Source organism: Microbacterium sp. ZXX196, assembly GCF_009709595.1.
Taxonomy (GTDB): domain Bacteria; phylum Actinomycetota; class Actinomycetes; order Actinomycetales; family Microbacteriaceae; genus Microbacterium; species Microbacterium excoecariae.
Map to the genome: position 1 here is coordinate 1 of NZ_WMEE01000212.1, position 269 is coordinate 269.

Consider the following 269-nt stretch of genomic DNA (forward strand, 5'->3'; position numbering starts at 1 on the left):
CCAGAAAGTCCAAACAATAGAATAATCGCAAGTCCTATTACAAAAGGAGGAGTAATAATTGGCAATACGCTCATAGCACGTATAATGCGGCGAAATTTAAGCGATGTTCGAGTAACCAAAAGAGCAAAAATTAAACCAAGTATTGTGGTCAAAGCACCAACAATTATAGCCATTACTAGAGAGTTTATAGCAACGCCGCAGCGTCCCGCATCAAAAAAACACGCTACTGACCATATTCGCTTATCAGTAAATTTTTCTAAAAATATAAG

At 37.2% G+C, this 269-nt stretch carries 1 protein-coding gene; it reads left to right on the plus strand.

Annotation, left to right across the window (positions count from 1 at the left end; translation table 11 throughout):
• Positions 1–269, plus strand: a 269-nt coding sequence (locus GJQ66_RS14925) for a hypothetical protein (protein WP_230379614.1), incomplete at both ends; no start/stop codon positions are given.